We start from the raw sequence: 26,156 nt of genomic DNA, 5'->3' as shown, positions 1-26,156 counted from the left end.
GGCCTATCCCACATCAGACCGCCGCGCCGAGGAGCTTCCAATCTGGCTACACCGATATAACTGGCATCGGCCCCATGCCGGTATAAAATCGCGAACGCCCATCAGCAGACTCGGCCTAACCGAGGACAACCTGTTGAGGCTCCACAGCTAGCGACAGACCTGATGCTTTTCTCTGATGGTCATATCAACATTAGCGAGAATGCTCCTGTTCTCGACAACTGGATGCGGACGTCTCGGAGCGCCGCCTGTCTGACGGGAATGGTTTGGGATCACCCAACTCTTCCCGGCGGCGGGCGCTCGATCATCACAAGCGATCTTTGCCTGCTCGTGGAAGAGATCGGCGTGGCTCGCACGAATTCGCGTTGGTATCGATTAGGACGTCCTTATGGCAGCACGCGTTCCTCCTGATCTTCAGCGTGCGGGGATATGCGCTCTCGTCACTGACCTGTTTGGCTCCGAGGAGGAAACTCAACGGTAGCCGCAGAATCCAGTATTCGGACTTGAGCGACGCCGCCCAGCCGATCAACTCGATATGAAAACAGGCATCGAGCTGGTCAAGGACGACCTCATCAGGATTGACAGATGCGTTTATAGTTGATGTCGCGATTGCTGGATCAAATTCAGAACGTACCTATCTCGCATTCACGCTCACCAACTCTGCAATCGCGTTACCTATCGCCTATCTCGACAATCATGTCGGGAATGAATCCGACATTCTCTGGCAATCCGTTTCCCCGCTCGTAACCACGAGGATTGCAGACAACCCTGGTTCCTCCCACGATATAGTCATGTGTGTCATGTACGTGACCGTGGATCCATAGGGTCGGCGCGTATTCTTCGATGATTCCTCCCAGCTCCGAGATGAACGACGCGTTCACTGGCCCGGAAGCTACGTGTCGCGGATGAAGCGAACCGGGATGAACGGCGTGGTGACTGATGCAGACGGTGGGACCCTCGTGCCCCGCGGCCAAACGATCAATCAGCCACTGGCGTTCTCTCCAGTGCCGACGGAAAGCTTCCTTCGGCGTAAATGGGCGCGGAAATTCGACACCATCCGCGGTCGTAATGAAGCGATAATCGTTGATTGACGCTCCGGCGCGGAAGCCTTCGATCTGACTGCGGGCCATAAACATGTAGTCTGTCCAAAGAGTGCAACCAAGAAATCGAACATTATCGATGACGGGCACAACGCTTGCGTCGAGAAACGTGATATTTGTTCCAGCAGTCGCGGCTTGGATCAGTGCGACCTGATCCTGCAACAGCCCGCCATAAAATTCGTGATTCCCGGCAACGAACAACACGGGTCGATTGCAGAGAGCGGTCTGGCTGAGAAGCCAATCAATAGCGGACGGGCCTCGACCAATATCGCCAGCAAAAACTGCCACGTCAAAATCGAGACCATCGGGGACCTTGTAACCGTGAGGTCTGATCTCGCCATGCAGATCCGAAGCAATGAAGATCTTCATGCTGCTAATGTAGCGTTTCAAGGGTGGAATTTAAACTCGATCTCAGTCTAGGTCATAACGCCGCGCGACCAGCGCGGCGTCATCTCCCGGATTCGGTGTTCGCCTATTCTCGGCGTTCCGGTTCGGCCTGGTAGGCGATGGACACTAGTGTACTGATTCTGAAGTCGGCTTCATTCTAGTCGCGGCCCCATGTCGAGATACTTAGATATACGATCTCCGGGGTCACGACGTCAAACTCTGACACCTTGCTCGCAGGGTCGCAGTGCTCAAGCAAAAAACTGGGCCTGCATAGAACCAAAACGTCTCTTCCGCCGTACCTAGACGTCGGGAAGGGGATGTAGGGTGCCGGACGATCGCAACAAAGAGGAACTCTATCGGCGGCTGGCGCAGGCGCGTCGGCTAATCATTTTGCCGCTTGACCCGCTGACTATGCAGCGATTGGAGGCCGTAGCATCGGAGCTTGAAAAGCAAATCGCCATTGTCGAACTGAACGACGCCGACGCGCCGGAGACCAGTTAACCTAGACCAAGGGTGCCATCTCGGCGCTAATGGGCTAGTGCAACGGCCGCTCCGGATGCTCCGGGGCGCCCCTTCATGAATAAGAAGCTTGTTATTGCGCGGAAATCGAGAACTTCGAGCCGAGCCAAGCTGATACTCCATCGGGCGCGTGGTGGACTGGACTTCTTCGCCCACCTTCACCTTGGTCCGGCTCTGCGAACGACTGAAGGTGCCGCCGTCATGGGCCTGGGCCCGGCTGTCCGAGTTCAGGACGGGACCGTTCCCCTGACTGCCCGATCGCGCGCGCCGTCTGCAGATGCCGCGCTCCCGCCGCCCGCGATCGATGATCCTATCCCCGTCGGTGATGTCGAAGTGCCGCCCGCTCCGCCAGTCGAAGCATAAGTCCCGCCAACCGCTCCCCCCCCCCCCCGGGGGAATGCTCGTCTGAGCGGCCAGAGGAGACGAGGTAGCCAACAAGGTGGCGAGCGCAGACGGCAGACATTTTCAGGATCTTCATATCCACCATTTCTCTTGGATTATTTAAAGCAATGAAAACTCCGCGAACGCTACTCGGCGAATTTTGAAACCGATCCGAACTGCAGTCGCCGAACATTCCTGACAGTGACCGTGCATATATGCAGCGCCAAAACCGAAACGGCTGCAGAGGAACTCCGCAGCCGTTTTTCCAAATTATAGGGGCCGCAATCCTCGCGGGTAATCCTACCAGCGCGGACCGACGCCGAAGCCTACGCCCACACCACCCGGGCCGACGCCGATTCCAACGCTTGGGCCACTGTTGTAGTAGCCGCCGTCATAGTATCCGCGGCGTTCGACGTAACGCTCTCGTGGCACGTAATTGTAGCGGTCGCCGTAGTCTTGTTGAATGACGACACGCCGACCGCCGCGGGTGCGATAGCAACGGCCGTAGTCGTCGCACACCAGACGCACTTGTTCGATGCCGGTGTCTGGCTGCATCGAAGGACTGAGGGTGAGCGGCGCCGCGTTGGCTCCAGACGACAGCAGAGCGCCGGCGCCGACGGCGACGGCGAGTGAAACAACCAGATTTCTCATAATTCAAACTCCTCCGTTGGGTGGAAGCCCAACCCGTCGGATTGCCGAATGTTCCCGACCGAGCGCACCGATCGCGCTTGCTTACTCTGCAACCGCAACCGGAGAAACTCCCAAACAGACACCCTTATTGCGCCAGATGATACACTAGCAACAGCGGCCACCAGGGGGAGTATAGAGCGTGGAGTAGCGAGCCATGAAGCCAAGCGGCCCCAGTAAAGCCGAGCCGAAGACCGACCACGGCCTGCACGACAGTGTAGATAATGCACCCACCGACGTAGGCGATTAGAACTGGTTTGAAGCGTGACCTTTTCATTGTGATGGATGACGTACATCCGTCACATTGGTTTCATGGGCATTGCCAATCGGCCCGGCGGCGCAAGCTGTTCTTAATGCAGAAGCCCGGTGGCAGGGCTCGCTAACGGGGAAAACGATACTTGCGGGGTTTCCATCTCGCCGCCTTTGGGCTCAACCGCGTCTCAAGACCACGAGCACATTGAGAAGTAGCATTTAATTCCAGAGAGCAAACAACGTCTCCTTGACCGGGATATTTTGGCAATCCGATGCACCATTGCTGCATTGTGTCGGGGTTGTCTGCCTACCTGCGCTCGCCCAACCGGCGCCATCGCCGACCGAGCCCCACAGGTCAACTACCATGGATATTAATCGGGAACTTTCGGCAATTCTCCTTATTTAGTACGAGCGGAGGTTATGTGCCGCATGCAAATGGAGGAATATTATGAAGAAGTTTCTTATCGCCTCCGCCGTTTCAGCTTTCGCTGCTACTGCGGCGTTTGGCCAGGCGGCGGTTTCGACTGAGTATTATGTGGTCCGCGACGCCAGCACGAAAAAGTGCACCATCGTCGATAAGAAGCCGACGACAACAACCACCACGATCGTGAGCAATGGCACTTTCAAGACGAGGACTGAAGCCGAAAACGGCATGAAGTCCATTAAGGTGTGCACCGAGAGCTAACTATCTCTCGAAGCTCGAATATGCCGCTGTCGGGTGGCGGTGGATCGCCGCCGCCCGGCAAGCCGACCACCGTGTTGTCCGCCGTTGTTCAAAACTAACGATCGCAATGAAGCAACGCCCTACGGTTTTACTAAAGAGTGTTGGCCATGCGACGCATCCGGAACTACCTTGCCCAAACTGCGGAGCCTCCGCTTCTTGGATCAGATGGTCCCTCCCCGAGAACGGCTTCGTTCCGCATTCCTACGAACGCCCAAAGTGCAGCTTCATTCACGCCGCCGTTGAGCCTGATGCGGCGGTCCAAGTCCAGTGTTGGTTGAATGGCGAGCTGCGACCTCAAGCGAGATAGCCGTGACCAGATGCCTACTTGCAAAACCATGGGATGCGCAAGATGTCGCCAGGTTGAAGTCCAGGTCGACCACGGGGCGACTGCTCTGCCAGCCGCGGCAGCGTTGGGCCGGTCTCTAACATCGGTGAAGAGGAAGGCCAACGATCTCGGTATTTCGCTGCCAAGCGTCCGCAAAGTGAGGGCTCATCTGCGGGAGATGGGCCCATCGAGGCTCGACGACGCCACTGGCGGATCAATCATCCGAGCGAGAATGTTCTTTATGGACCGGCAGGCGAACCACCTCGCGACCGTCCTCCTGCACAACTGAAACAAAGCGTTGCGGCCCGTTGTGATGGGGCGACAGGGCCAAGATGTTGGAAACGATGAGCCGGGCGTGTGCGATCGCCGCCTCGTCCGTCGCAAAATCAGTGCCGCTATGATCGGGAAGCTTCGTCCCGTCCATCAAATTAAAGAAGTACCGCAATTTACCGGGTCCCCTTCTCACGGCGAACGCCCTTGAATTTCTTGGCGACCGCCGTTTTCTTGGCAGTCTTTTTCTTCACGGCAGCAGCTTTCTTCGGTGCTGACTTCTGAGCTTTCTTGATCGCCATGAATCGCCGGACGTCCGCTTCGTCCAGGTCGAGGCGCCCCATTGTAGTTTTGGGCTGGCTGCGCTTTCGCAGCGCCTTTGCGGGCATTATCGCGCCTCTGTTTGTTGGTAGCCATTCGTCTCAACTCCAAGCACCGTAAGACCGCGGCAGACTGAAAACGGGAATTCGATCAATTAGTTCCCGACAGCTTCCGAACGAACTACGGTTGCCCAGCTTGAAATAGTCGTTAGTTGGTCGGAGTACCGAGTATGCGTCAGTCGCGGTGGACACCATCGATCGTGCCGAACTTCGGCGATCGGAACGTTTACCTCGTTCTAGACTGCTTCGATCGATCAGCGCATAGCGCGAGGCTGACGCTGGCGAAACCGATCGACAATGGATCGGTCGCAGTCTACCGTTATTAGCTGCAATCGCTGATCTACACGCTGTTCTCAGGCAGAAGATGAAGGCCTGAGGCGATAGAGCCGCGACTGCTTACGTCGCGGCTCTACCTTCTCACTCATTGGGAAGTTTTGGTTTAGGCCGTAAACCAACAGCCGCAAAGTCAGAAGAGACAATCTCTAAGAGCACACTTGGGTTCCGAGTTCGACCGAAAATAGTGTTCTTGTGGCTCCGATACAGAGCGGCTTACTCTGTTTCGACGACTCGCTCCTCGCCCGACGCATTGGCGGTTACGTCGGCCAATCCGAGCGGGAGAGTGCACGGAAGGTAAATGATGCCAACAGCAAAAAACGATCGCGATCTTTTCGAAAGCGAGCGTGCCTTTCGGCTTCTCGTTCAAGGCGTCACAGATTACGCAATTTATTTGCTCGACACTAACGGCATCGTGTCAAATTGGAACGCGGGTGCCGAGATGATCAAAGGATATGGCGCGGACGAAATCGTGGGCCAGCACTTTTCTGTATTCTACCCCCCGGAGGATCGCAAAGCCGGACTTCCTGCCGCCGCGTTGGAGGCCGCGCGTCAGAATAAGCGCTTCGAAGCGGAAGGCTGGCGAATGCGGAAGGACGGTACGCGATTTTTCGCGTCCGTCGTTATTGACGCCATTTATGAAAACGATGTCCTTGTCGGCTTTGCCAAGATCACGCGGGACATCACCGAACGGCTGCATGCCCGCGCCGCATTGAGCGAAAGCGAAAATCATTTTCGCCTGCTGGTAAGCAATGTAACAGACTACGCGCTTTACATGCTTGATCCGGAAGGCCACGTCACCAGCTGGAACCTCGGCGGTCAGCGGATAAAAGGCTATCTTCCTGATGAAATTATCGGTCAGCACTTTTCGCGCTTTTACACCCCCGGGGACCGGGACGCAGGAAAACCGGCGCGTGCTCTAAGCATTGCGCGTGAAAAGGGCCGCTACGAAGAAGAAGGCTTGCGCGTCCGCAAAGACGGCACGTTCTTTTGGGCGAGCGTGGTCATTGATCCCGTCCGCAATGACGCAGGCGAGCTGATCGGGTTTGCCAAGATCACGCGCGACATCACAGAACGACGACAAGCAGCGCAGCAGTTCGAACGTATGCAAAAGCAGCTGGCGGAAGCGCAGAAAATGGATGCGCTCGGTCAGCTGACAGGCGGAGTGGCGCATGATTTCAACAACCTGCTTATGGCAATCACTGGTAACGTTCGCCTTATCAAGCGGCATGCCGTGGTCCCCCGCGTGATCGAGGCAGCAGGAGCGATTGAGACAAGCGTTCGTCGCGGCGCGGCATTGACGCGCCAGCTGCTGACTTTTGCGCGACGTCAACAAGTCGATCCAGTATTGCTTGACGTTGGAGAGGCGGTGCAGGCTGTACGCGAAGTTTTGGCGACGGTTCTGGGTAGTGCGATCCAGCTCGAAATCTCCGTACTTGCCGAGGTCTGGCCGGTCTTCGCTGATCCAACCGAACTCGAGACCGCACTCATTAATCTCGGCATCAATTCTCGTGACGCCATGCCCGACGGTGGCACCTTGACGATTACGGCAGAAAACTATTCGGTCTGGAATGGAGAGGATAGAGGTGAGTATGTGAATATCAAAGTGATTGATACCGGCACTGGCATTCCAGAGGATGTCATTGCGAAGGTGTTCGATCCGTTTTTCACGACCAAGCCCGTCGGCAAAGGAACAGGATTGGGGCTCTCGCAGGTGCATGGCTTTGCCAACCAGGCCGGCGGTCTTGTCGAAATCCAAAGCAAGCTCGGCGCCGGCACGGAAATCACCATTCAGCTTCCGCGTGGCGAGGGCCACGCAGGTGCGCACGAAGCAGAGGTTCTAGCCGAAGGCGCCGCCAATGTGCTTCTTGTTGAAGACAACCCGGATGTTGCCACTTCCAGCGTCGTGTTTCTGGAAGAGTTGGGATATCGCGTGAAATGCGTGGCGGACGCGGAGTCCGCATTGCGCGCGATCGAGCACGACGGCTTCGACCTCGTCTTCAGCGATGTCGTGATGCCTGGAAAATTGGATGGTCTCGGCCTAGCCCGGCATCTTAGACAGAGTTACCCGGACATTCCCGTCGTCCTCGCAACAGGCTACAGTGAAGCAGCCCGAAAACTGGGCTCAGAATTTTTGCTGTTGCGAAAGCCTTACGAGCTTCATGAGCTGAGTGCTGCCTTACAAACAGCCCTTCATCGTGGACCGAAGGGCGCGCTATCAAGGTAAGAAATTTGCCTCGCTTGGCCGATGGTAGTTCTGGCAGTTTATTTTTCCTCCCTCTTTACGTCCGGCTCATTTGGCGCAGAATGAGGCTGTTCTGTAAGGAGGAAGCGATGAAAGAGCTTCTACGCGCGCGAGCCATGGAGAGCATGTGCCGACAACGCGCCTGGTTCTATCCTGAGGAAGGCTGGAAATTTCTAGCGGAGGCGGAAATGTGGAAGCATCGGGCGCTTGATTTAATCAGCGACCATCATGTTGACTGTCATCTCAGTCGGCTCAGCAGGCTGCCCAGCTCCCGGTGATAACACGTCACGCTGGACACTCCTCTCTGGAAACGTGGTATTTTTTTTGATTTACATATCAGCATTGCCGAATGAGCTGGATTGCCTAACGCTGGACGCGAAAGGCGGTTGGCTCGAAATTGGTAAGTCTGTTCTTTTGCCACGCTCGCCCCGCGACGACAGATTCCACACATAGACCCGGCCGCCTCTACGCGACTGACGATGGCCTCATGTGCGCCGTTCAGGCGTTGAAAGCGACGGTGCCAAGCACGACGCCATGCCGGATGAAGATAATTTCGCGCGCGCAGAACCGCTGCCGACGATGTGGAGGTCCGGTATGTAGATATAGTTCGGAAGCCTCTTAGGCGGCGGGCCTCTCGCGTCGGGCGATCCACCATGATGGAACTCGTCGCGGCGCCCATGTGGCAGCCGAAAGGCGTCATCGCGGTCTCCCGCGCCCGCGAGTTCGGCCGACAGGTATGGTCAAATGGTGTGCTACAAGGTGAACGACGTCGCCTTCCCGCCACACGCGTCTCTTCACGACCACCATGGAAGCCCCGAGGGCGATGCGGCGCTCGCGTTCGTAAAGCGACGTCCAGACGCGAGGTTGGCAATGCCGCTTTCGTCCTGATCGCGATGAACATGACGTCCTTGGCCGACCCAGGCTGCTCCCGCACCAAGACGAGACCCACCGCCGTCAGCCATCGTCCATCGCGCGCCGCCACCGCCTCCGCGCAGGTCACGATAGAGCGCGCAGTGAGATCCTCGCGCAGGAACGTTACGGGGGCCACGTAGCGACAGGCCGACGTGCCGGCAGTCCTTGACGACCTCGCTTCCGGACGTTCATCGGACGCAGCGGCACTTGGGGCTCGATGATCTCGGCGATCGTACGCCGCTCGCGCTCCGTCGCCGCCGCGAACAATTCGAGGGGTATGTCCCGCAACGCTTTTGATGTCTCATAGCGCTTAGCGTCTCGCCAGACCCAATGCTTCCAGCATTCGTCAGCCTCTGCGATCCGCACAAGCGACGATACCGGTACGGCTACCCCCACCACAGGTCGTCCCCCGACGAGAACGGCTCATCCGCCCGCGGCGGCGACGGCAGTCGCATCCTTGTAGGGCAAAGGCGGTGCATAGAAGCCCATACGATGATGGAGCTCAGTAAGGGTAGTCGCGGATCTAGCGGCGGATGGGTTAAGACATTAACAATTAGCAAAGACAGTCCGTTTTGGATTACGCGGGCTGCTATTTAACCAGCCGTTTCGTTCCCACCGACATCGAGAGATCGAAGGCACTAAAATAACAAGCGCGCTCAAATTGCCCGCGGCGTAACGGTCTTCCTCCATCTGGATAAGCTGCCACCTCGCAAAGGTTTTCCGTCGAGCGCCATTATTGGCGGAACTGAAACGGTCGCTTTCCGTTGGCAGTTCGCAATTTCGAGTCCTTAAAATTGGGCGGTGACAAATGACCAAGGCGGCCAAACGAACCAGTGGTGGCGTGAAGATCCATGACGAAATGCTGACCCGAGGTGAAGGCGGAGAACTTCATCAGATCGCCGATGTCGGCCAGGACGTATTGACGACTGCGCAGGGCGGCCCGGTGATAGACGACCAAAATACTTTAAAGATTGGTCCCAAGGGCCCTACCCTTATCGAGGATTTCCACTTCCGCGAGAAGATTTTTCACTTCGACCACGAACGCATCCCAGAACGGGTCGTCCACGCACGCGGATACGGAACTCACGGCTACTTCGAGAACTACAAACCGTTGACCAAGTTCACTCGCGCCGACCTCTTCGCGCGGGCGGGCGAGAAGACGCCTGCATTTGTTCGCTTTTCGACCGTTGCCGGAAGCAAAGGATCATTCGACCTTGCAAGGGACGTTCGCGGCTTTGCCGTCAAACTCTATACGCAAGAAGGAAATTGGGACTTGGTCGGCAACAACATCCCGGTGTTCTTTATCCAAGATGCAATTAAATTTCCCGACCTCATCCACGCGGTCAAAGAGGAGCCCGACAGGGCGTTTCCGCAAGCCCAATCGGCGCATGACAATTTTTGGGATTTCATCTCACTGACTCCGGAAAGCATGCACATGATCATGTGGGTCATGTCCGACCGTGCCATACCGCGTTCGTTCCGCTTCATGGAGGGCTTTGGAGTTCATACGTTCCGTTTCGTGAACGCCAAGGACGAGTCGACTTTTGTGAAGTTCCTGTGGAAACCGAAGCTTGGTCTACAGTCGGTGCTATGGAACGAAGCCGTGAAGATCAACGGTGCGGATCCCGATTTTCACCGGCGCGATCTGTGGACCGCTATCCAATCGGGCAACTATCCGGAATGGGAGCTCCAGGTTCAACTGTTCGATCAAGCGTTTGCTGACGAATTCGAGTTCGACGTTTTGGATCCAACGAAGCTTATTCCGGAAGAGGTCCTGGCGCCGCTCCCAGTCGGGCGCCTCGTTCTAGACCGCATGCCGGACAATTTCTTCGCGGAGACCGAGCAAGTCGCCTTCATGACGCAAAATGTCCCGCCGGGCATCGACTTTTCCAATGATCCACTCCTGCAAGGGCGCAATTTCTCCTACCTCGATACCCAACTTAAGCGCCTCGGAAGCCCAAACTTTACCCATATTCCGATCAACGCGCCGAAGTGCCCCTTCGCCCATTTCCAGCAAGACGGCCACATGGCGATGCGCAATCCGGTCGGCCAGGCGAACTATCAGCCCAATTCCCACGGGATCGGGCCGCGGGAATCGATTGCAAAGGGCTTTCGGAGCTTCGCCGAAGCGGAGGAAGGTCAAAAGGCTAGATTGCGGCCAGAAAGCTTCGCCGATCACTATAGCCAAGCCCGGCAGTTCTTCGTCAGTCAGACGGCCAGCGAACAGGAGCATATAGCTGCCGCGCTTACATTCGAACTCAGTAAGGTAAAGCTGCCGCAGATTCGCGAGCGCGTGGTGTCACATCTACTCAACATTCACACCGGCCTGGCTGGCGAAGTTGGACAGAAACTCGGTCTGGCGAAGATGCCGAAGCCGGCCGAGGCGGCCGTGCCAACAAGGCAGGACCTCGATACATCGCCTGCCCTCAGCATCGTTAAAAACGGGCCGCAGCGGTTCGAGGGGCGCAAGCTCGGCATCCTGATCACCGACGGCGTCGATGCGAAGCTGCTGGCCGCTTTGAAGGCGGCGATCTTGAAGGAAGGGGCCGTGTGCGAAATTGTTGCGCCGAAGGTAACGGGCGCGAAGGCTAACGACGGCAGCCTCGTCGAAGCAGATGAGATGATAGACGGCGGCCCGTCGGTACTCTACGATGCAGTCGCGCTGCTACCAGGCGAAACCGGAATGGCGGATCTGCTCCAGGAGTCGACGGCTCGCGATTTCCTCGCCGATGCATTCTCGCACTGCAAGTTCATCGCCTATGTCGAGGCTGCGGTACCCCTGTTTGCCAAAGCGGGGATTGCGGACGCAGTCGACGATGGCGTGATCCTATTGGCTGCAAAGAAGGATATCATGACATTCGTTGGGCGATTGACCGCACTCAGATTCTGGGAGCGAGAAGCTAGGGTTAAGATGAGTTAGCCAGCCGCATCGAGATCGCTATTGCGGAACAGAGCTTCACTTCTGCTCTCGCGCCGGCGCGGTCAGGCTCGTCCGTCAAAACTCATGAAGGAACGTGTATAGTTGGTGCTCAGACGCGTAATGCGAAGCCGAGTAGAACAAGCGTTGCAACCTTTTCGAGGATCTCGAAGAGTGGCAAGCATTCCCACGACAATTGCATGTGAAGCTAGTCCTTCAATTCTGCGTTGCACGCGCAAAACGCCACCCGAGCGTATTGCTCGGATGGCTCATTCGTCGGCACATCAAAACGATCGATGACGCCGCTATCGTCAGTGAGTGTCCGTCCTTTTCCACTTTTCAAGGTCCGGCCTTTCCCGGTCCTGAACAAACTGTTCCTTTTCCGGCACGCCTTTCCAGGGCTTGTCGGTCTGTTTCGTCGGAGCCCAATCTGAGTCCGTGCGCCGATCATCTTTTTGAGTATCTTTGCTCATGGTCGCTCCGAAATGTTGCTTGCCGGGCCTGATGTCGCCTTGATGTTGCCCAACGAGAGTCGCCTTGCCTCGAATTGGGCCCGTGTCAGATTCGTACATGCCATACCATCGAGATCTTGGCACTCGGGACCACGGACCTTAGACCCAAGGCGTTCCATAGTAGTCGTTCAGTGAGCGGGACCGGTTGGTGTCCGACCAATCCCACTCGCTTTCGTCGGCGTATTTCGGCGCGCGTTCGAGCTGATCCTTCGTCGCGTTGGTAACATAACCTCCAAGATTGGTGTCGTATTTCAGCGTCTGCCAAGGAAGCGGGTAGTGCTCATCGCCCATGCCAAGGAAGCCGCCAAAGCTCAGTACTGCATAGGCAACCTTGCCACTGAGTTTGTCGATCATCACGCTTTCAATCGAGCCGATTTTTTCGCTGTCGGGACCATAGACGGGGGTGCCTTCAACTTTCTCGCTGCTTATCAGATTGTTAGTTTCGTTTGCCATGCTAGGCCTCCCTGGTTCGAATTTCGATAGAAACACGAGAATCTGTTATTCGTTCCGGTCCCGTAAGCTGAACGTTATGAGAAACGTGCCCGCAGACTATGAGCGACGGTCCGACAACAGCTCAAGTCAATCAGCCTTACTTCATTTATAGCGTACCAAGCCATCGCCCTCGGCGGGGCGATGGATTACTCCTGGTCCGTAAAGCAGCGCTTCTAAGCAATCGCGAAAGTTCTCTGGGCTTCGTACAAACTCCATCGCCAACATACTTTCACTGATGCTCCCGGAATAGGACAACGGGCTCAGCGCACTCATGGGCAATGAATAAAGGCCCCGTTTGCCGGGGCCTTTTTTTTCATCGGAGCAGCAGAATCAGAATGATCAGTGGTAGCGGAATTCCAAGTAGCCATAGCAGAATAGGCATTTCTCTCTCCTTATCGCGTGCGACGCGTTTTCCATGTTCCGTCTCGAAGCCCACCACCTTCGGTCGCAGCCAAGCTGGCAGAGAACGCGCCGATCAGCAGCGATGCCGTGAGCCAGAACGCGAGTTGCAAGACAGCCTTTCGAGCCGTGTCGGCAGCAGTCTTGGCCTCGTTGATGACTTCCGTAACACGCTTGTCTGCATCGGGTTCGCTCAAACCGGTGCGTGCTGCGACAACTTTATTCACGTAAGTGCGGTCGGCAGGCTTCAACTCGCCAGTGCGAATGCTTGCAGCCATCAATCGAGAGAGTTCGCCACGTACATCAGCACTGTTGCCAGTTGATGGTGTTGATGGACGCAACAGAGTGTCGATATAGCCGTCGACCGGCCCAGCTTGCGCGGTGGCGGCAGTTGCGCCGGCTGCCATTCCAGACATTGCCCCGCTCACAACAGAAGTCGCTGGCGAGGCAAGCAAGATGGCTCCGAGCACAGTGGCGAAAGCCCACGCCAGAAATCCATGAGCGGTGTCCCGGAAATAGACTTCATCGGTATGAACGCCAATCCAGCGCGACCGCAGGCGCCCAGCCAGATATCCGCCGATCGACGATGAGATCATGGCAATGACGATCAGATAAAGTCCCGTAGTGATTTTGAACGTCTTAGCCGATATGCTGGAGGACCACGGCGACACGACTGATAGACCAAGGCCTGTCCCGAAAGCGATAAGAACGAGTGTTAGCGCGAGCGAGACAACGGCACCAGCCGCGACTGCAGCCCATGAGACACCCGCAACCGAAGGCTCGTCTAAGCCAGGGGCAGTCGGCTGCCCAACAACAGTATCAATCATTTTGAAATTCCCATTGGAGCGGCTCTGGAATAGATACCGATGTCCACACAATGTGCATTCAATCGTATAGTTCCGCCTGCGCAGGCGAATTCCCGCTCTTCAACGAGCGAATGTGGGCCCCCCTCGAAACAACGACCAGCCACCCAACTTGGGCCGATCAATCCACCACCCCTAAAATAGCAAAATGACGGAAACAGAATCGTGGAAATCTCAACTTTTCGATGAGCCAAGGATGGGGCTTGCTGAAGGTCATGGCTCACGAGTCGATCGCGACACCACCGGCAATCTTCCGATGACGCCCGGCATCTTTCCGGACACGAAACCGCCGAGACACTCCGAGCCGACCAGGGCCGGATGTCGATTGGTGAATGGAATGGCACCTTCCCGAAAGGGGGCGCCGGCAACGTCGCTGAATGCACCGCCGTAACAAACTGAGCGCGACTGGGGTCGTCGTGATGCACGAGTGCGGCGGCTTCATTATGCGGAAAAAGGGCCGGTGGACGGCGAGCTGCCGGGAACTCAACCGATATCTTGAGAGTTTTAACGAAGCTCTGAACCCTGCTGCGTAACGGCTTTAGTACGAGTATCGGCCATGCGACGCATCCGAACCCTACCCTGTCCTAATTGCGGAGCCGCCACCTATTGGATGAGATGCTCTCTTCCTGAAAACGGCATCGTTGCGCATACCTACGAATGTCCAAAGTGCAGCTTCATCCATGCCGCTGTTGAGCCGGATCCAGCGATCCAAGACGCAGGCTGGTTGAAGGGCGAGCTGCGACCACCGGAGACATAGTCGTGGTGAGGCGCCTGCTCGCGAAACCATGGGACATCGAGGACGTCTCGAGACTGAAAGAGCTGGCCAACAGCGGAGCATCCGTCCTACGTGCCGCGGCAGCGCTCGGCCGGCCTGCTACATCGGTAAAAAGAAAAGCCAATGACCTTGGCGTTCCATTAGCTGGCGTTCGCCAACTAAAAGCGGAGCTGCGCACCAAGGGCGTGACCGAGAACCGGCGGCGCAGTTAGCGGTTCAATTATTGGGCAGAAATCGTTCCTTATAAACCGGCACCCTGGCCACCTCATATTCGTCCTCGCGGACGACGGAAACGAAGCGCCGCGGGCCGCGATGTTCGAGGCGATTTCCCGCACGTGTGCAATCACCGGCTCGTCCGTCGCACATCAATGCCGCTAAGATCTGGAAGCTCCGTGCCGTCTGTCAAATTGCGCCATTCCTCCCCCCGGTGGTAAGGTCGTGCACGCCCCCTACGCTGTGATCCGCGAGACCATCCACAGCATGGTCGCTATTTGGGTGCTTGGTGTTGACCAGCCGAGAGCGCCTCACCGCGCTTGAGCCGCTGAACAACGACCTGATGGGCATCTAGAGATCGATCGTCGGCGTCACCCCAGAAGCCATACTTAGGCTAGGCCCGGCGCTCATAGATTCGGTTGAGCGTCGGGCCGTTTTATTGCCGGGCTAAGCCGGAACGAAATCTGTTATTGCCAGTTTTTCCCGTGGTTGACAGTTTCCCCAAGTGACTGCCGGCCGGGCTCGGCCGTCTACCCGGTCCCCCAACTCGGCCGAGCCTTCCTTTTCTAGCGTCCGGATCGTCGCGCGACGCTGCCGGATTTGTGGTTTCGCTCATCGGACTCTGCTCGCCTCATCGAAGGTTGCACGCCGGTTACCCGATATCCCGTGATAACAGGCATCTGTTTCTGCAGCACAAATAAGATAGGGATCCGGGCGGCAAGCTGCCTAGCTTCGTTCAGCCGCCTCTGGAAAATCGCTGCAGTTCGTCCGTTCCAGGGTATGTCAGGTCAGCGTTTCGACATTCAGCGGCAGTTAGCTGAATAATTGGTGCTACGAACATTGCCGATAGACGGCAGCTTGTTACTCATTCTGGTGTTCTTTTTGCGTTCGACGGTGGTCTTTCCAAAGTGACGTTCACACGCATTGCTGAGATTAACACGGACGGTCACGCCAGGGCGCGCGCTTTATCGGGCAGGTCAACCAGTTGTTGAAGCGCGGTTCGGCTATTCATTGCGGCAAAAACCTCCCGCGCACTGAGATAGCTCACAGCTTCATCAAAATCCTCAGCCTCCGCGATCTTTGCGCGCGCGATTGCGAGGTCGGGGTCGATCTGCCCGCGATTGCGGGGCTGATCGATCAGAGAGCCTATATGTGCCTCTCGTAGTTCGGCGTCACCACGTAGTTCATGTAACGGGCTCGCGGCACAGATCGGCACGCCCGGTGCCAGCTCATTCGCACGGGTCAGCACTTTCGGCGGTACATTCTGTTCTGGAGTTTCGAACAAGCCAGCATGCTTGCCGATCCGAACAGCGCGCGACGACATCATGGCCAGGGGTACTGACAGCAACAGACCCATGATCACTGGCGTCATCCATAGGAATAGCGGCAGCGACACTGCAAAGGCGCTAGCCGCCATCAGGACCCCGAACAAGGTCGGCACTGCGTATTTTTTTATTACTTCACGGAGTGGGACTACGCCGTCGTCGCGGCGCTGGACCTGCCATCCAGCGTCGCGACCGGCTAGGATTTCGCCGACCGCCGATGACTGGAAAATCATCATTACTGGCGCGATCAAGCCGGACAGCAAAGTCTCAACGACGATACCAGATAGAACCCGAAAGCCGCCGCCAAACCGCAACCGGTTTTCGGCCTGAGTAAGCAGCAAAACGTACGCAAGCACTTTTGGCACGATCAGCAGACCCATTGTGCCGCCAAAGACCCAAGCCGCGCGAACGGGATCCTGCGCCGGCCACTGCGGAAACAGCGAAAATCCCTTTGCGAAATATTCCGGCCGCACGAACTGCGCTTGCAGCGAAATGAGAATGCCGAGCACTAGAAACAAGAGCCAGAGCGGCGCAGTCAGATAGGAACCGATGCCAGTCAGAAGATGCAGCCGCGAGACCCAATGTAGCCGTGGCGCCGGTAGCACTGCCAGATGCTGCAGATTGCCCTGACACCAGCGGCGGTCTCGCGCTGCAAAATCGAGTAGCGACGGGGGGCATTCCTCAAAGCTGCCGCCCAGTTTTGGCGCCATGTGAATCGCCCATCCGGCCCGCCGCATGAAAGCTGCTTCGATGAAATCATGGCTGAGAATGTGTCCGCCAAACGGCTTGCGGCCTGGAAGTTCGGGCAGGCTGGCATGTTCCGCAAAGGCGCGCACGCGAATGATCGCGTTGTGCCCCCAGTAATTGCCTTCCGAGCCGTGCCACCAAGCGATTCCAGAGGCGATTACCGGGCCGTAAAGCCTGCCAGCGAATTGCTGCATCCGTGCGAACAGTGACCGCGCATTGACGACGACGGGTAATGTCTGGATCAGGCCGACGCCGGGATGCTGCTCCATGCCGGCAACAAGCCGCACGATGGTGTCGCCGGTCATGAGGCTATCGGCGTCCAAGATGATCATGTGATCATAGCCGGCGCCAAATCGCTTGACCCAGTCCTCAATATTTCCCGATTTGCGGGCGGTGTTGCGCGGCCTATGGCGATAAAAAATGCGGTCGCCGGCGGTGTCACGGCGCAGCTGCAGAAGGGCCTTTTCCTCAGCCACCCAGATCGCGGGGTCGGTGCTGTCGCTCAGCACGTACCAATCGAACTGCGAGGCATAGCCGGTCTCCGAAGCAGATTCCCAGATCGCTCGCAGCCGCGCGACGATCCGATGAGGATCTTCGTTGTAGGTCGGTAACAGCATTGCATTGCAGCTCGAAATCGCCGGAAGTGGCGTGAGCGGCTCGATGGCAAGCGGATCGCGCGCACGCACTAACAGCATGGCGAAGCCGGCCAGCGCCGACATGAACGAGAACGCGACCCAAGCGAACAGAAGCACGAAGAGAGCTAGTACCAGACCTTCGAGGACGGTCACACCGCCAACCTTTAACACCTCGAACATTTCGTAGCCGCCGGCTGAGGTCAAAGCCGCGGTGCCGAGCAGGATGTAAGCGCGCCGCAGGGCGGTCGGCATGGCCCTGAACTGCTCGCGCCGTTGCGATACAGCTAGCCCAGCCAGTCCGCCGGGTGTCATCGCCAGCGGCATCTCCGGCGGCAAAAAGGCTTCTGCCGCGCCAGACGGCGCCGCAGCCGCAAGTACCGTGGCTGACGGCATTTGGCTGTTCACCTTTACGGTGTCCATCGATAGACCCAGACCTCGGAGATCGCCTGATCGTTCTGCGTCAAAAAAGCGCGCAATTCGACCGGTGTCTTACTCTTAACCGGCATCTCGAAACTTAGGCGCCAGCCGCCGTTTTGCGGATTATGACGCGTTACGATATTGCGGATATCGGCCTTTTCAGCCGTCACGACGCCTTTGACCTTGGTGGGGTCGATTGATTTGAGATTATCGCCGATCAGGTCGAGCACAAATAGTTTGATATCGTCGCCGCGCGCACCGATGCCGCTACGCGAAAAGATCGCTAGCGCTGAAGGCTTGGGTTGATCGGGCCCCCAGTGCAGGCGGTAAGTGAATGCGAACTCGCCTTTCGCCTGCAACGCGTTTTTTGGACGCCAGAAGGTACCGATATTGTCGTGAATCTCTTCCTTCGTCGGAATTTCTATGAGTTGCACCGATCCCTCGCCCCAATCTCCAATCGGCTCGACCCAGAGGCTGGGGCGGCGTTCGAAATTGGATTCAAGATCCTGATAGTCGGAGAAATCCCTCTGCCGTTGCATTAGCCCAAAGCCGCGCGGGTTGCGGTCTCCAAACGAGCTGATCTGCAGATCTCGCGGGTTATGCAGTGGCCGCCAGAGCTGCTCGCCTCGCCCGTTGAAAATTGCCAAGCCGTCGGAATCGTGCACGGCAGGGCGGAAATCGTCAACTTCCTTGCGGTCATTCGGACCGAAGAAGAACATACTGGTGATCGCCGCGAGCCCGGCATTTTTTAGTTCCACCCGTGGATAGATCACCGTTTCCACGTCAAAAATGGTCGTGTCGCCAGGTCGGATCGTGAACCGGTAGGCAGCAGCAGCACTTTCACTGTCGAGCAACGCATGCACTACGATCGAGCTGGAGTTGGACGCCGGCTTCTCGATCCAGAAGGACCTGAACTGAGGAAATTCCTCGCCGGAGGTTTCTCCGGTGTTGATCGACAGGCCCCGCGCCGACAAGCCGTACACTTGTCCTTTTGCCACAGCGCGGAAATAGCTGGCGCCCAAGAAGACGCAGACTTCGTCATAGTAGTCCGGCCTGTTGATTGGCGCGTGCAACCGGAAGCCGCCAAAGCCTAAATCGGTACCGGCCGGCGGCGGCGGCGTAGCGCCAAAGGAAAAGTTCTCAGACTGATAGGGGACCTTGGTCGCCAAGCCATTTGCTACTTCATGGATATCGACACGATTGGTGTAAAACGAGCCTCGGTGAAAGAATTGCACCTCGAATGGCAGCCTTTCGCCACGCCACAACGCTCTTTCTGGATTGAATCGCAGCGCGCGGTATTGATCGTAGTCCAGATCCTTGAGCGAGTCGGGCAGCTTGTTATCTGGCGGCTTGAATGCCTTGGCAGCGGAATCCCGCGCGATCTGCCGCACCACGGCGGCATCAAAGGGGACCGACGACACTGCCGCACGAACGCTGCGGGGAGTGATCGTTAGCAGCGGCAACGCTGCAGAAGCGCGGAGAAGTTGTCTGCGGTTCAACAAGGTGTCTCCAATGCCAAAGTAACATCCGACAACTCGCGCTGCACCAACGAGTTCCCGAAGCTGGAACATAGATAAGCTTTCCGCTTACTTATTGCCGCCGTTTCCCGACGTTTGCCGCCCCGCCAGTCCATCCTGTCGGTGTCAAAGAGATTTGCGCCAGCCAGCTGCTGCAGATCCGCCGCGTGCGGGCGCGGTAGCCTCCCGATGGCATCGTTAACGGCTAGCGCGGGGCTGAAACGTCGAACTTTGGCAGACCGGCCACGAAGCTCTTAAGTGAATCGGTCCAAGACTTACGTCCAGAAAGGAATTCTCCAATCCGCATTTGCGGCGACGAGCGTCGCGTGGCAGTTGACGTTGCTCGCAAAACTCACTGCAGCGATTGACGTCCTACCAATTTTTCCCGGTTGTTTGTCTAGTTGAGTCCTGATGCACTCGCCCACTTACGCGCTGCATCGCCAGCTCCGCGGCCGCCTGCAGGGAAAAGGCACACTCAGAAAAATGGCCCGCCAAAGCGGGCCATTTTTGTTATCGCGACCGAACGTACAATTCGCGCTCCCTCTGCACCCCCGCCGCGTCGTAGGGCTGGCCAGCCGGGTCGTATCCGCTCCAGCCCGATTTCTCCCAGGCCACGCGGCGGTCATTGAGATTGACCGACGACGGGCTCATCAATGCCTCGAGCCGCGCCTGATCGGTCTCATTGACTTTTGCCGATACGAGCGCACCGCCCCGGCGAACGCCTTCGGCATAAAGCGGCGCGTCTTCCTTCGCCACACCAGCCTCAGTCAGAGCACCAACAAGGCCGCCAGTCGCTGCGCCGGCGGCGGCGCCGACTGCCGTAGCTGCAAGCCATCCTGCGGCGACAACCGGTCCAAGTCCGGGAATTGCAAGCAGCCCGAGACCGGCAAGAAGACCGGCAGCGCCTCCGAGCCCTGCACCGAGTCCGGCACCCGTGCCGGCTGCCTCGGCGCGATCATCGACCCCATCGCCGTCGCGGTCCTTCTTGCCATCGAACCAACCGTCGGAGTTGTTGGCGACGATGCTGATATTAGTATGCGGAACGCCGGCGGATTCAAGGCTCCGAACGGCGTTCTGCGCTTCCGAATACGAATCGTACAAATGTGAGATAGTGATGGTCATGAGATTGCCTCCCGTTTATTTGGCTGCGTTAACGTTGCCTTGAAAATCGACGCTGACCGCGCTGGTCGAGCCGCTCTTGCTCGCTTTGCCGCGCCATATACCATTGTTGTCCTTCTTCAGTTCGGAAACGTTACTGTAGCCAGCCTTTTCGATCGCACTCTTGGCCTGCCCCTCGGTGAAGGAGTTGCGTCCAGCGACCGGCGCATTGGAGTTCTTCTGTTCAGTGTTGACGGCGTTGTTGCCCGGACGGTCTTTGGCAGCTGGGCTCTGCGCGTGGACTACTCCTGTGAGCAGAAGAGCTGCGACGCAGATGGAGGACAGGTGTTTCATAAGTCCCTCATAGGTTGGAGTTTGGCATTCTCCAACAGACTGTTAGTCGACGCGTTCCATCGATCGTCGATAAATGAAGGTGCGGTGAACACATCTGAACAACTGACGGCGACGCTCTCTTCCAGGTTTGTGCCATTTCAACCCGCAGCGGGCCCCTCAGGATTCACCAGTCAGCCAATTTCAGCTTTGAACGAGGCAGTCACGTCGTCGATCACCGATTTTTCCTCGGGAACTTTCGGCAACTGCGCGGATTGATTGGGGCGTTTGCGTCTCGCAAATAGCCAATTGGAGGACACACATGAGAACGCTTTATCTCGCCGGAGCAATGGCAGCTTTCGCTTTCACCTCGGCCTTCGCCCAAACGACGACGGTCTCTACCGACTACTACGTGGTGCGCGATGCCACGACCAAAAAATGCACCGTTGTCGATAAGAAGCCTACCACCACGACGACGATCGTCGACAACGGAACATTCAAAACCCGAACGGAAGCCGAGACTGGTATGAAGACAATGAAGGTCTGCACCGAGAACTAAAGATCTCCAACGCCCGCCGCCCTGACGGGTGGCGGGTGTTGCACACACGCCCCTTCCGCCATTCAGCTTCACGAGCAGCCAGGCAACAGGTTTTGTATGCGCTTAGCGATTGGTTGTCAGATTGCATTGCGTCGATACTACAGCCTTCGAACACGCAATTCGTGAAAACGACGTTTGCAGTCTAGCAAGAGCTGATACGAAGACCTCGCAGCGGTCACATCGCAAATAGATGTCATAGGCTTCAATTTCTGGACCAAGTCGTCGCAGGCGCGCCGTTAACACGGGCGCCGACATATACTCAGGTATCTGCGACGGCGGTTGGCGCGCTCCTCCCCGGCCAACGAATAAGTATGCCGCCCCGGATAGCGGGCCGCCAAATCATCCACAAAGCTCGTATGCGGCTGTCCTTTCTCGGGACAGCGACGAAGATGCCAGAGTTCCCCATTCCTTCAATTCGAAGAATGTTTCGAAAGCAGATCATTCCGCAGGTTGGAATAACCGCAAAGTCCATTAAAGAATTGTCCTTCAACGGTTCCGAAGATTGGGATGCCACCGCGCACTCGTCAAATCGGAGTCCCCCATCGCCGTTTCTACCCGCGCTATGAACAAAAAGAGTCAATCTCGGGAAAAAGAAGCAATTCACCGGAACGACGTCGTGTGTTGCAGGTTCTTTCCTCGTCAATACACAAGGAAACGATTATGAAACTCATTTCTACCGCTGCCATTACAATCGCATCGCTCGCTTACTTCTCGCCCGCCATCGCACAGAACGGGCCAGCCGGCGGCGCCGTTGGCGGCGCCATCGTCGGTGGCGCAGTCGGCGGTCCAGTCGGCGCCGCAGTTGGCGCTGCCGCTGGTGCCACGGCAGGCGGCATCGCCGATGCGAATCGTCCCCGTTTCCGCAGCTACGTGACCGAGCGCCATCACCCATCCTACCGGTATGACCGCGAGCTGCGCGCGGGTGCCGTATTGCCCACTAGCGGCGTCACCTATTACGAAGTGCCAGGTGAATACGGTTCGACTGCTTATCGCTACACGGTAGTCAACGACCGGACCGTCCTGGTCGATCCCGGCACGCATCGAATCGTTGAAGTGATGGATTAAGCGTGTTTTTCGAGGTGGCCCTTCGGGCCACCTCGACCGATGGCGGGATTTAATGCGAGAGAGGACTTTATACCCATTTTCCGATCTCTCGTATGCGTAGGCGCTGCTGGCAGCACTGTGTGCTGTCGGGAACGTAAGAGCCGCTCAGCAAGCTCTCTATCGGAAAGGTTGGACGTCCACCGATTCACTCCGGAACAAGGTGCATCACGATGAACAGAGGCCCCCCGCCTGTCGGCAGGTTACGTTTAATCTGGCGCTGCCAGCGGCAGGGTGCACCGGATTGTAGTCCAACCGTCGGCCCGGATGTAGTCGAAATGCCCCTCCAAGGCACGGAGGCGCTCCTGCATACCGGTTAAACCACGGCCGAATTTCGGATGCAGAGGCGCTCTCGTACCATTGTCCGCAACTTCGACCAAGATGGCATCGTTCGACACTTCGGTCTTCACACTCAGCTTTGACGCACCGGCATGTTTCAGGACGTTAGTGATGCTTTCCTGCAGCACACGGTACACGGTCTGAGCCACCACACTGTCGGCCGTGACGATCCGGGGATCGATCTCGAATGTCACGATCATCGAGGGCACCTGCGCGTGGACATCGCGCATAAGCTTTTGAATGCTAGCATCGAGGCCCAGCTCCTCTATGAAGAGTGGTCGCAGCCGCTCCAGAATGCGGCGGTTTGCGATTTGCAGAGCCTCCACCGCCTGCAGGACACGTTGCTCCCCTAGCCGGGCGAGATGGCTGCCGCCGCCGCTATTGTCGATCATAGCAGTAACGTTAGCGCGGATAGCAAACAGAAGAGGTCCGAGTTCGTCATGCAGCTCGCGCGAAATGTCACGTCGTTCTTCATCTTGGATGGACACCATCCTGCGCAGCAGGCTTCGATTCTCTGAATTGAGGCGACTGAGCGTCACCGCAAGCTCGTTCACAGACAAGCAACTTTCCCGAATTTCCGGGGGACCGGAACAATCGACTTTCTTCGAAAAATCACCAATCCGAAGCCTTGCCAGCCCGCCAGCAAGATCGCGCAAAGGGCGCAGCGCCGCACCAATCGTTACAAACGACATGAGGCCGGCAAGCAATGCCATGACGACTGAGGACGCGAGAAGGGCGAGAAAGCCGATCCATTTCTCGTAGATCTGCGCAGAGATATCCGGTTCGAAAACAAAATCGCCAACCCCGCGACCTTGCACCACGATAGGAATGCGCTGCGCGAGATCCGGCACAAGCAGCGTTTTCACGAACCATTCGGGGACCGCGCCGGACGTCCTCGCCGGCTCAGATGCAGGCACCTGCCCGTAACGGCGAAACCGGATTACGTCTACAGGTGTTGAATCGAGCTGGTCGACGAACGCCATGAGTGTTGCCTCTGGATTGGTGGAAACGGCGAGAGCGGAGTTCAAAGCTGCAGCGACAGTGATCGCCATCCGCGCCGAGGGTTCATTTTCCTCCAGTATTTGGTCCGAAGAGAAAATCCATAGCAAAAGTAGACCGGCGGTAAGGGCGGTCAGAAACATTCCGCCCAGCAGCACGCCCATACGCGCGCGCAGCGAAAGAGTCTTCCACGCGGGGATGATTAAATTGGTCAACCGGGCACCATTTCGCTGGTCAAAACGTTGAAATCGAATATGCATAGCATAATTGAAAGATTGTCCCGCCGATGGCACAGCCCGTGAAACTCCTGATTGTCGATGACCACCCCGTCGTGGTGTCAGGCTGCCGTTCGCTGTTTGCTTCGGATGCTTCGATATCCATCGATGACGCCGTCGATGAGAAATCGGGGCACCGAGCCTATCTTTCAAAGCGGCCGGACGTAACAATCATTGATATCAATCTACCCGATCTCTCTGGCTTCGAGTTGATGCGTCGTATCCGCAAGGACGATCCGGAGGCGCGGATTATCATGTTCAGCATGAATGACGATCCTGCCTTCGTTGTCCGTGCCATCGAACTCGGTGCTCAAGGTTATGTCTCCAAGGGTGACGATCCGCGCTTGCTCATAAAGGCCGTACGCAAAGTGGCCGCAGGTGAGAACTTCATTTCACCGCATCTCGCCAAGACGGTAACATTCTCTGGCGCTGCAATCCGGGCAAATCCGGCTACTGCCCTGTCGGCCCGCGAACTAGAAATTCTCCGGCTCCTTGGTCGAGGCGACAAGATCGTCGAAGTCGCCGAGGCGCTCGATATATCCTACAAGACAGTAGCAAATACCACGTCTATTCTTAAGCAGAAGCTGGGTGCACGGAACCACTCCGATCTCATCCGTATCGCCGTCGAAATGGGCCTGAGTTAGAGGTTCCCGCACACCACGCTTCTCCGGGGGAGCGGGTCGGCTGTCGACTACTCGCCAGTCAAATGCGCCGTCCACCTGGTGACATTCCGCTGTGCATCGCGAGATCGGAACTCAACGACTACCCACTATGACCTGACCAGCGTCCGCGCGCCATTGATGGTTTCCACATGCACGCAGATTGACTAGCTGGCAAGACGTCGCCTACTTTTGTCCGCCCGACGCTGCCGCCGACCAAGACCAGCGATACAAAGGCTGGCTCCGCGTCCCCAACAGGCAATGCGGCGACCTCCGCCAGCGTTACACCTCAGACAGAAAAGCGTACTCAGATCACCACCGCTATCCGCCAGGAAAAGGGGCGAGGAAGTTCGCAATGTGACTTCGGATCTCGGTGGGCGAGACTGTACCGGCTACGGTGTCCGGGCATGCCGTTCCAACGCGCATCGTCGAGATCTCCCCAAGATGGCGCGCCACGACTTCATCCTGGTCAACGGCCGATGCGTGATCCTTCCACCGCAGACGCATGAGATCGTCTACATCATCGAAGGCTAGGCCCGGCGCCGCCTGTTGGCGCCAATACGCTCATTCGTGCACTCTCCTGCGCCGTCATAAACCGCGGGCAGGATCTTTTTTAGCCTGCCACGCAGAAATGCTGCCACAGCGGAACGATTGCCATTTCTTCCCGTTGCTTGTTCGATGAAACAAAGGAGCTTGCAATGAAGTTATCAATTTGCGCATTTGCCGCGGCCGTCGCGGTGACCATGATTGCACCCGCTTCTGCAAGTGCGCAGGACGTACGCATTCGCGTCGGCGAGGACCGCGGAATGTCCCGCGATTATCACCGAGACTACCGCGGTCCTCGCGCAGAGTATCGCGGCGACCGTGGATGGCATCGGGGCTGGCGCAATCGCGATCGGGTAGTGGTAATCAAGCAGCGCCGTCATCGTTGGGATTGACCCTAGAAGGTGGCCCTGCACCCGGGCCACCTTTCGCTTTCCCGGTGATTGAAGAGACGCGGCCATGCGCATGAGTTTTCTAAGGGCATTCGATCGACACGCAGCTGGACTGGTCATCTTCGCGGGCTTCCTCACTCTAGCATATGCGGCACAGGGCTCCGTTGCTCCACGCGTTATCGTGGCAGAGTCGTCCGACGCACCAATCGGGTCGGAGAGAATGCCCATCGAACAGGAAGCAGCACAGGTCTTGGCAACCACAACTTCTGCCGACAGCATCTGCGCAAAGCAGAACTGGCCGTATTACTCCAAGGAGTGCCTACGCGGTGGCGACGAGGCAATCGCTCCGCGCCAAGTCCACCTACATCCGACTTCGGCGCACCAGGCGATAACCAGGCCTTTCCCTACCTTTACAGAGACTGCCGCGCGCAAGCCAATTGAGTCCCGCCAAGTCACTGAAACACCCCGAAGGCGAAAGCTGCACCAAGCGCCCCGCTA

The 26,156-nt window shown here is 57.3% G+C and carries 21 protein-coding genes and 1 pseudogene; 9 read left to right on the top strand and 13 right to left on the bottom strand.

All coding sequences use genetic code 11. The features are described 5' to 3' along the window. A pseudogene (locus AC1RLZ_RS29670) lies at positions 1-151 on the top strand (IS481 family transposase); the annotation flags it as partial. An 11-nt stretch (positions 152-162) separates the two neighbouring features. Beyond that, positions 163-408 carry a DUF6634 family protein gene (locus AC1RLZ_RS29665; protein ID WP_493191592.1) on the top strand — a complete coding sequence of 82 codons (246 nt, stop codon included), beginning with the start codon at positions 163-165 and terminating at the stop codon, positions 406-408. Positions 409-668: 260 nt separating this feature from the next. Here AC1RLZ_RS29665 and AC1RLZ_RS29660 read toward each other — a convergent pair whose 3' ends face one another. Beyond that, entirely contained in the window at positions 669-1,466 is a 798-nt protein-coding gene (locus tag AC1RLZ_RS29660; protein WP_493191591.1) for a metallophosphoesterase, read from the bottom strand. A 342-nt stretch (positions 1,467-1,808) separates the two neighbouring features. On the opposite strand from AC1RLZ_RS29660, the gene AC1RLZ_RS29655 reads away from it, so the two are divergent. Next, on the top strand, positions 1,809-1,985 hold the full coding sequence (locus tag AC1RLZ_RS29655; protein WP_493191590.1) for a hypothetical protein: 177 nt from the start codon (positions 1,809-1,811) through the stop codon (positions 1,983-1,985). A 699-nt stretch (positions 1,986-2,684) separates the two neighbouring features. Here AC1RLZ_RS29655 and AC1RLZ_RS29650 read toward each other — a convergent pair. Then, a complete protein-coding gene (locus AC1RLZ_RS29650; RefSeq protein WP_493191589.1) occupies positions 2,685-3,035 on the bottom strand; it encodes a hypothetical protein in 351 nt (116 codons plus the stop codon). A gap of 736 nt (positions 3,036-3,771) precedes the next feature. Between AC1RLZ_RS29650 and AC1RLZ_RS29645 the strand changes: the two genes are divergently transcribed. Next, positions 3,772-4,008 (top strand): hypothetical protein, encoded by a 237-nt coding sequence (locus tag AC1RLZ_RS29645; protein ID WP_493191588.1) that lies wholly within the window; start codon positions 3,772-3,774, stop codon positions 4,006-4,008. Positions 4,009-4,586: 578 nt separating this feature from the next. Here AC1RLZ_RS29645 and AC1RLZ_RS29640 read toward each other — a convergent pair. Beyond that, positions 4,587-4,817: a DUF6894 family protein gene (locus AC1RLZ_RS29640; protein WP_493191587.1), complete on the bottom strand. Its 231-nt coding sequence runs from the start codon at positions 4,815-4,817 to the stop codon at positions 4,587-4,589. Positions 4,818-4,834: 17 nt separating this feature from the next. After that, positions 4,835-5,059 carry a hypothetical protein gene (locus AC1RLZ_RS29635; protein WP_493191586.1) on the bottom strand — a complete coding sequence of 75 codons (225 nt, stop codon included), beginning with the start codon at positions 5,057-5,059 and terminating at the stop codon, positions 4,835-4,837. A gap of 600 nt (positions 5,060-5,659) precedes the next feature. Between AC1RLZ_RS29635 and AC1RLZ_RS29630 the strand changes: the two genes are divergently transcribed. After that, a complete protein-coding gene (locus AC1RLZ_RS29630; protein ID WP_493191595.1) occupies positions 5,660-7,582 on the top strand; it encodes a hybrid sensor histidine kinase/response regulator in 1,923 nt (640 codons plus the stop codon). A 1,738-nt stretch (positions 7,583-9,320) separates the two neighbouring features. After that, positions 9,321-11,432: a catalase gene (gene katE / locus AC1RLZ_RS29625; protein ID WP_493191585.1), complete on the top strand. Its 2,112-nt coding sequence runs from the start codon at positions 9,321-9,323 to the stop codon at positions 11,430-11,432. A 308-nt stretch (positions 11,433-11,740) separates the two neighbouring features. Here the strand turns inward: katE and AC1RLZ_RS29620 are convergent, their stop codons facing one another. The 7 genes from AC1RLZ_RS29620 to AC1RLZ_RS29590 all read right to left on the bottom strand — a co-directional run bounded on the left by AC1RLZ_RS29620 (position 11,741) and on the right by AC1RLZ_RS29590 (position 20,776). Continuing rightward, on the bottom strand, positions 11,741-11,902 hold the full coding sequence (locus AC1RLZ_RS29620) for a hypothetical protein (RefSeq protein ID WP_493191584.1): 162 nt from the start codon (positions 11,900-11,902) through the stop codon (positions 11,741-11,743). A 138-nt stretch (positions 11,903-12,040) separates the two neighbouring features. After that, positions 12,041-12,394, bottom strand: coding sequence for a PRC-barrel domain-containing protein (locus tag AC1RLZ_RS29615; RefSeq protein ID WP_493191583.1), 354 nt, complete (start codon positions 12,392-12,394; stop codon positions 12,041-12,043). Between the two features lie 431 nt (positions 12,395-12,825). Further along, positions 12,826-13,659: a hypothetical protein gene (locus AC1RLZ_RS29610; RefSeq protein ID WP_493191582.1), complete on the bottom strand. Its 834-nt coding sequence runs from the start codon at positions 13,657-13,659 to the stop codon at positions 12,826-12,828. 1,970 nt (positions 13,660-15,629) lie between these two features. Beyond that, the gene (gene mdoH, locus AC1RLZ_RS29605; protein ID WP_493191594.1) at positions 15,630-17,783 is read right to left on the bottom strand and encodes a glucans biosynthesis glucosyltransferase MdoH; all 2,154 of its coding nucleotides are present in this window, start codon (positions 17,781-17,783) and stop codon (positions 15,630-15,632) included. Positions 17,784-17,797: 14 nt separating this feature from the next. Next, positions 17,798-19,306 (bottom strand): glucan biosynthesis protein G, encoded by a 1,509-nt coding sequence (locus AC1RLZ_RS29600; RefSeq protein ID WP_493191581.1) that lies wholly within the window; start codon positions 19,304-19,306, stop codon positions 17,798-17,800. Between the two features lie 528 nt (positions 19,307-19,834). Next, entirely contained in the window at positions 19,835-20,446 is a 612-nt protein-coding gene (locus AC1RLZ_RS29595) for a hypothetical protein (protein WP_493191580.1), read from the bottom strand. A gap of 15 nt (positions 20,447-20,461) precedes the next feature. Further along, positions 20,462-20,776 (bottom strand): hypothetical protein, encoded by a 315-nt coding sequence (locus tag AC1RLZ_RS29590; RefSeq protein ID WP_493191579.1) that lies wholly within the window; start codon positions 20,774-20,776, stop codon positions 20,462-20,464. 298 nt (positions 20,777-21,074) lie between these two features. Here AC1RLZ_RS29590 and AC1RLZ_RS29585 point away from each other — a divergent pair, with 298 nt between their 5' ends. Then, positions 21,075-21,311, top strand: a complete 237-nt coding sequence (locus AC1RLZ_RS29585) for a hypothetical protein (protein WP_493191578.1) — start codon at positions 21,075-21,077, stop codon at positions 21,309-21,311. Between the two features lie 699 nt (positions 21,312-22,010). Next, positions 22,011-22,415, top strand: coding sequence for a DUF1236 domain-containing protein (locus AC1RLZ_RS29580; protein WP_493191577.1), 405 nt, complete (start codon positions 22,011-22,013; stop codon positions 22,413-22,415). A 245-nt stretch (positions 22,416-22,660) separates the two neighbouring features. Here the strand turns inward: AC1RLZ_RS29580 and AC1RLZ_RS29575 are convergent, their stop codons facing one another. Further along, a complete protein-coding gene (locus AC1RLZ_RS29575) occupies positions 22,661-24,004 on the bottom strand; it encodes an ATP-binding protein (protein WP_493191576.1) in 1,344 nt (447 codons plus the stop codon). A gap of 83 nt (positions 24,005-24,087) precedes the next feature. Between AC1RLZ_RS29575 and AC1RLZ_RS29570 the strand changes: the two genes are divergently transcribed. Next, complete coding sequence (locus AC1RLZ_RS29570) at positions 24,088-24,708, top strand: response regulator transcription factor (protein ID WP_493191575.1); 621 nt, start codon at positions 24,088-24,090, stop codon at positions 24,706-24,708. A gap of 628 nt (positions 24,709-25,336) precedes the next feature. On the opposite strand, the gene AC1RLZ_RS29565 is transcribed toward AC1RLZ_RS29570, so the two are convergent. Next, complete coding sequence (locus AC1RLZ_RS29565; protein WP_493191574.1) at positions 25,337-25,468, bottom strand: hypothetical protein; 132 nt, start codon at positions 25,466-25,468, stop codon at positions 25,337-25,339. Positions 25,469-26,156: the final 688 nt, after the last annotated feature.

Source organism: Tardiphaga sp. GW822-FHT04G09 (assembly GCF_058800725.1).
The sequence above is the reverse complement of the archived record's forward strand: the minus strand, read 5'-3'. Positions and strand labels throughout refer to the sequence as shown.